This window comes from Desulfogranum mediterraneum DSM 13871, from assembly GCF_000429965.1.
Taxonomy (GTDB): Bacteria; Desulfobacterota; Desulfobulbia; order Desulfobulbales; family Desulfobulbaceae; genus Desulfogranum; species Desulfogranum mediterraneum.
Map to the genome: position 1 here is coordinate 1 of NZ_AUCW01000057.1, position 4,729 is coordinate 4,729.

The following is a 4,729-nucleotide window of genomic DNA, read 5'->3' on the forward strand; positions in this document are numbered from 1 at the left end:
TCCAGGGTTCGCTCCCGAGTCGAGCACGTCTTTGGTGTGCAGGCCCAGAAAGCCGGAAACCTAATTTTGCGTACGATCGGTATAGCTCGAGCCAGGGCAAAAATTGGATTGCGCAACCTGGCGTACAATATCGATCGGGCTGGATTACTACTAACGGCGCGAACGTGAAACGTGCCATGGGGATTCGCCCAACATGGCTCTCGCGCATACAATCATTGATGCGCTGGCATGAAATTGTTGGGTTCATCCAACCGAACAACCGGAGCTGTTAAAAAAAATTCCCTTAAAAATGGTGCAAACGGGGTCCAGGGTAATTTTCAAGGTTCCCAAGTGAATGAAGAAGAAGAAGAAATCTTAGCGGCTCTGGTTGAAGAAGTAAGCAAGGCAACAGTTAAAGCGAAGAGCGCATTAGAGCAAGGTTTAAAGGATGCTGAAAATGTTTTATCGGAAATTAGGAGTGTTCAGTGAGCACGCTGAAAGATGTTATTAAAGCCATGAAAGAAGTGTTGCTTTTGACGGACAAGGTGGAACGTACAGGTAAAATACTCACTGATATATCCAATGAACTGCGTGAGTGTGATAGGCGTTTAGTCCGGTTGGAAACGTTGGTTGAAGTTGCAAAAATTCAAAGCCCCAAAAATCGAACCAAAATGACGAGGTTGGCCAGGGGATGACCGACAGGGGAAAGAGGTGATCTGGCAATAGCCAGCCGCCTCTTTTTGTTTTGAACGCCAAAGAAAAAAGATTTCAAGGGAGCCTTAAGCCCGGATGAGCTTAGTTGACCATCTGCTCCCCCTTCCACCCTGACTATGAACAGAAAACTGTTACTTTGCATGCTCTTGGTTGTGCTTCTGCTTGGGCTCCCTCTGCTGGGGCTGCTGGCAGCAGGGAAAGACCTGAGCCACTACTGGGAATTTCCGCCGCTGACCCAGTACGTCAGCCATGCCCCGTTCTCCTGGTATGTCTTTTTCGCCCTGGTATTGCTTGCCATCCTGGTTTTTGGTTTTCTCTTTTTTCAACTGCACCACAGGCACGCTTCAACCGCGCTCAATCCGGCAGGAGCCCGCGCTGCTTTTCCCTGGTGGGGGGGCCTGGGGCTGCTCCTGGTGGCGGCAAGCTGGCTCGTGGCCTGGAACAGATTTCCCCCCTTGCACCTGGTCCAGCCTTACACCTTTCTGCCCCTCTGGCTTGGCTATATTGTCTTCATCAACGGCCTCAGCTATTACCGGAGCAGCTCCTGCCTTCTTGTTGACCGCAGCAACTACTTCCTCGCCCTCTTTCCGATAAGCTCCTGTTTTTGGTGGTTTTTTGAATACCTTAACAGGTTTGTCCAAAATTGGCATTACCTGGGGATTGAGGATTTCAGTGTCAAAGGATACATCTTCCATGCATCCCTCTGTTTTTCGACGGTATTACCTGCAGTACTCAGTACAGAGGAGCTGCTCGCTACCTATCCCAGGCTTACTGAGCCGCTGAAAGATTCGCTGCTCATCCCTGCCCCCGGGAACAGCCTGGTCGAGCTCAGCAGCTTGGCGGCAAGCGCTGTCGGCCTGCTGGCTATCGGCATCTGGCCTGATTATCTCTTCCCCCTGCTGTGGCTCTCTCCGCTCTTCATCATCCTCACCATCCAGAGGATGCTGGGACAGGCGACCTTTCTTGACAGCGTCTCACAGGGAGACTGGCGCCCTGTCTGGCTGCCGGCCCTGGCTGCGCTCTGTTGTGGATTTTTCTGGGAATTATGGAATGTGCACAGTTATGCCCACTGGGTCTACTCCGTCCCCCTGGTCCAGAAGGCCCATATCTTTGAGATGCCGCTTCTGGGCTACCTGGGCTATCTGCCCTTTGGCCTGGAGTGTAGGGCGGTTGCCTCCCTGGTGGAGACCATCCTCCAGAGGGATGACACTCAGCCAGGCTGAGCCTGGTAAACCTGCTCCTGGCTACCTTGAATAATGGCTTTTTCTTCCAATATCAGCGTTGCGATCAAAATTTTAGTCTCGGAATATCAACTATATGACTCCACTAAAATTTTATCTCGCGCCTTGACCATGATTAAAAAATCTAATTATTCAAGGTACCCTCTTGTTAGTGGTTCAACTCAGTGGCGGGCAAGCTCCATGATCGTGGGGACAAGGCCGCTGACCACCCGGGCCAGCCGTTGGTAATCGAGTTTCTCGGCCGTGTCTGCCGGGGTATGGTAGTGGGCATAGCGATAAAAGGCGGTATCCGTAACCATGATGGCCGGATAGCCCTCCCGCCAGAAAGAGAGCTGGTCGGACCAGCCGACACCGCGGATAAAACTCGGCGCTGCCAAACCCTCGGAGGGATAGCGGGTATGACGGCGAAAGGCCTTAACCGCACGCCGGACAAGCTGGCCTGAACGGATATTACCGACAAAGCCTATGAAATCTGCCCTGTCGGGATAGAAGAAGGAAAAAGGGAAGGGGTAGTGCTGGCTGCCGGGCTCGTCACTGTAGTACCCTATGGTCTCCAGGGAAAGCATGCCCACAATCTTCTCCTTTCTGGCCCGGCAACGGGCCGCATAAAAGGCGCTTCCCATGGTGTTGCTGGCAAAAAATGGCGGTTCTTCGTTGGCAAAGGCGACCAGCCGGACGCTGCGTTGGGGGCTGGAGCCGGCGAGAAGGCGGGCCAGTTCCAGCAGGGCAGCCACTCCGGAACCATTGTCATTGGCGCCAGGAGAGTTTGAAACCGTGTCGTAATGGGCTCCAACCACAATCACCTCTTCGGGAAAGAGCCGGCCGGGAATTTCCACCTCCAGGTTCACCGAGGTGAGCTTGTAGGAGCTGAACTCCTGGTGTTGAACCATATACCCCAAAGCAGAGAGCACCCTGTTCAGATAGTGGACTGTGCGCTCCATTGAAGGGGGCCGCCTGATATTTCGGGGGCCGATCTCAACGGCCAGAACATCAACATGTTTTTGGAGCAGGGCTGCGCTCTGCCGCTCCTGTTCACTCAAAGGCGGCAAGGGCCCGGTATGGGAGGAACCTGGCATCTGGATCAGGCTGAAGAGTCCGCTCATAAGGATCAAACAAAGAAGGCTAAACCGAATGAGTGGCCACCGCCACTGCCGGCCACCTCGGGGAAAGAGTGTCCATTTCATCTGGGCCCGTTATTATCTCATCCTCCTGCTTGGGTCTCTGACCTGCAGCAATAGAAGATCGTTTATCCTCTCACTCAGAGGGCAGGGATAATTCATCAGGAGTTCCTGAGCCCAGGCTTACTGCCAGAAAACTGTCCAGCCCTCGGGTATACGCCTCTCCTGTGCGAAGGAAGCCGTCATTATGGCCACCGCGAAGCTCAAGAAAACGTTTTGGTTCCCTTGCTGCCTCATAGAGGGCCTGTCCGTGTGTATAGGGAATGATCTCATCATCCGGGCTATGGATAACCAGCACCGGACAGGCCACCTGCTTCAGCTTTTCCGCTGCATTATAGTCGAATCGGCTCAGCAGGCTGGTCGGGAGGAAGGGGTAGAGCTCGGCGGCAACATCCGGCACAGAGGTGAAACCTGACTCAAGGATCAGAGCCCCTGGAGTGTGGCTAGTAGCCAGCTGGCTGGCCACGGCAGCACCGAGGGAACGACCGAACAGGATGATCTGCTGCGAGGAAACAGCTCGGACCCGTCTAAGGTATTGCCAGCCAGCCTCGGCATCCTGATACATCCCCTGTTCCGAAGGGCTGCCCTGGCTCCTGCCGTAACCTCGGTAGTCGAAAATCAGGGTGCTCAGCCTCAGCCTGTTAAACAATAGAAGTGATTCGAGGCGGTGGGAGATATTGCCGGCATTACCATGGAAGAAGAGGACAACGCCGCGTGCCTGAGGAGCAGGAACAAACCAGCCGTGCAGCTGAAGCTTATCACTGGTCATCAGTTGTACCGACTCGTAGGCTAAGCCCACTTCAGCCGGGGAGGCCTCCAGTTCACGGCTGGGAATATGCGGGAAAAAGAGCAGTCGTGGCTGGTAGAAGTAGAGAAAGGCCAGCAAAAACATATATCCGCATGCTGCAACCAATAAAACCTGCATCCAATTATTCCTCGACTCGCTGCTGTGCATAGCTCACATTGAGTAGATACTCGCCAAGTAGTGATCGGCTCTGACAGGATAACCCAAGAAAAAGTTTGCCGGGTGTCTTTTAACAGTAACCATTCATGGACGAACTTGTCATCCCATTGGCAGCAGATGAACGACAGCGACTCGGGCTAAGAGGCGGGACAGCCTATCAATATGAAGGGTACCTTGAAAAAGGAGGTTTTTCGATCAAGGTCAGGGCGCGCGATACAATTTATCGCAGGCAGATATTTGATATCCCGAGGATAAAATTTTGAGTATAACAGCGAAATTGGAAGAAAAAGCCATTTTTCAAGGTACCTGAATCCGTGACACATTGGTCCACACTCATGCGCTGTGTCAGGATCAACTGTTTTTTTACCCAGACGGCTCCATGAGTCGCCCCCAGTTGTTTAAAAACTGCCGGAATGGGTCTGGATCTTTGACAATCTGACAAAATTACGAAGTCTGGTCGCACTTCTGTTGAAGACTAGCCCTTCCGGAGGTCCAACTTTCTATCTGTCGACCAAGAGTCGGTTGTACACGATGGCAAAAGCGACGTAAGCAGGACAATGTCTTCCAAAACGTAATCGTAGACGACGTGCAGTTAAAAGGAGACGAGCTGCCAGGTAGATCAACTCCTGAATAACAGTCTTTAGGCGTCGACG

At 52.8% G+C, this 4,729-nt stretch carries 6 protein-coding genes and 2 pseudogenes; 5 read left to right on the forward strand and 3 right to left on the reverse strand.

Annotation, left to right across the window (positions count from 1 at the left end):
- The 4 genes and pseudogenes from G494_RS27720 to G494_RS0114490 form a co-directional block, all read left to right on the forward strand.
- Positions 1-168: pseudogene (locus tag G494_RS27720) on the forward strand (IS5/IS1182 family transposase); the annotation flags it as partial.
- Between the two features lie 60 nt (positions 169-228).
- Entirely contained in the window at positions 229-468 is a 240-nt protein-coding gene (locus G494_RS26940; protein ID WP_153305898.1) for a hypothetical protein, read from the forward strand.
- Complete coding sequence (locus G494_RS26945; protein ID WP_153305899.1) at positions 465-674, forward strand: hypothetical protein; 210 nt, start codon at positions 465-467, stop codon at positions 672-674. Before G494_RS26940 ends, G494_RS26945 begins: the two co-directional genes overlap by 4 nt.
- Positions 675-833: 159 nt before the next feature.
- The gene (locus G494_RS0114490) at positions 834-1,916 is read left to right on the forward strand and encodes a hypothetical protein (RefSeq protein WP_028585105.1); all 1,083 of its coding nucleotides are present in this window, start codon (positions 834-836) and stop codon (positions 1,914-1,916) included.
- Positions 1,917-2,095: 179 nt separating this feature from the next.
- Here the strand turns inward: G494_RS0114490 and G494_RS0114495 are convergent, their stop codons facing one another.
- Together G494_RS0114495 and G494_RS23700 are read right to left on the reverse strand one after the other, a co-directional pair.
- A complete protein-coding gene (locus G494_RS0114495; RefSeq protein ID WP_208597688.1) occupies positions 2,096-3,037 on the reverse strand; it encodes a M28 family peptidase in 942 nt (313 codons plus the stop codon).
- A 151-nt stretch (positions 3,038-3,188) separates the two neighbouring features.
- A complete protein-coding gene (locus G494_RS23700; protein ID WP_051305728.1) occupies positions 3,189-4,037 on the reverse strand; it encodes an alpha/beta hydrolase in 849 nt (282 codons plus the stop codon).
- 125 nt (positions 4,038-4,162) lie between these two features.
- On the opposite strand from G494_RS23700, the gene G494_RS26950 reads away from it, so the two are divergent.
- A complete protein-coding gene (locus tag G494_RS26950; protein ID WP_153305900.1) occupies positions 4,163-4,339 on the forward strand; it encodes a hypothetical protein in 177 nt (58 codons plus the stop codon).
- A 237-nt stretch (positions 4,340-4,576) separates the two neighbouring features.
- Here G494_RS26950 and G494_RS26955 read toward each other — a convergent pair.
- A pseudogene (locus G494_RS26955) lies at positions 4,577-4,729 on the reverse strand (IS1380 family transposase); the annotation flags it as partial.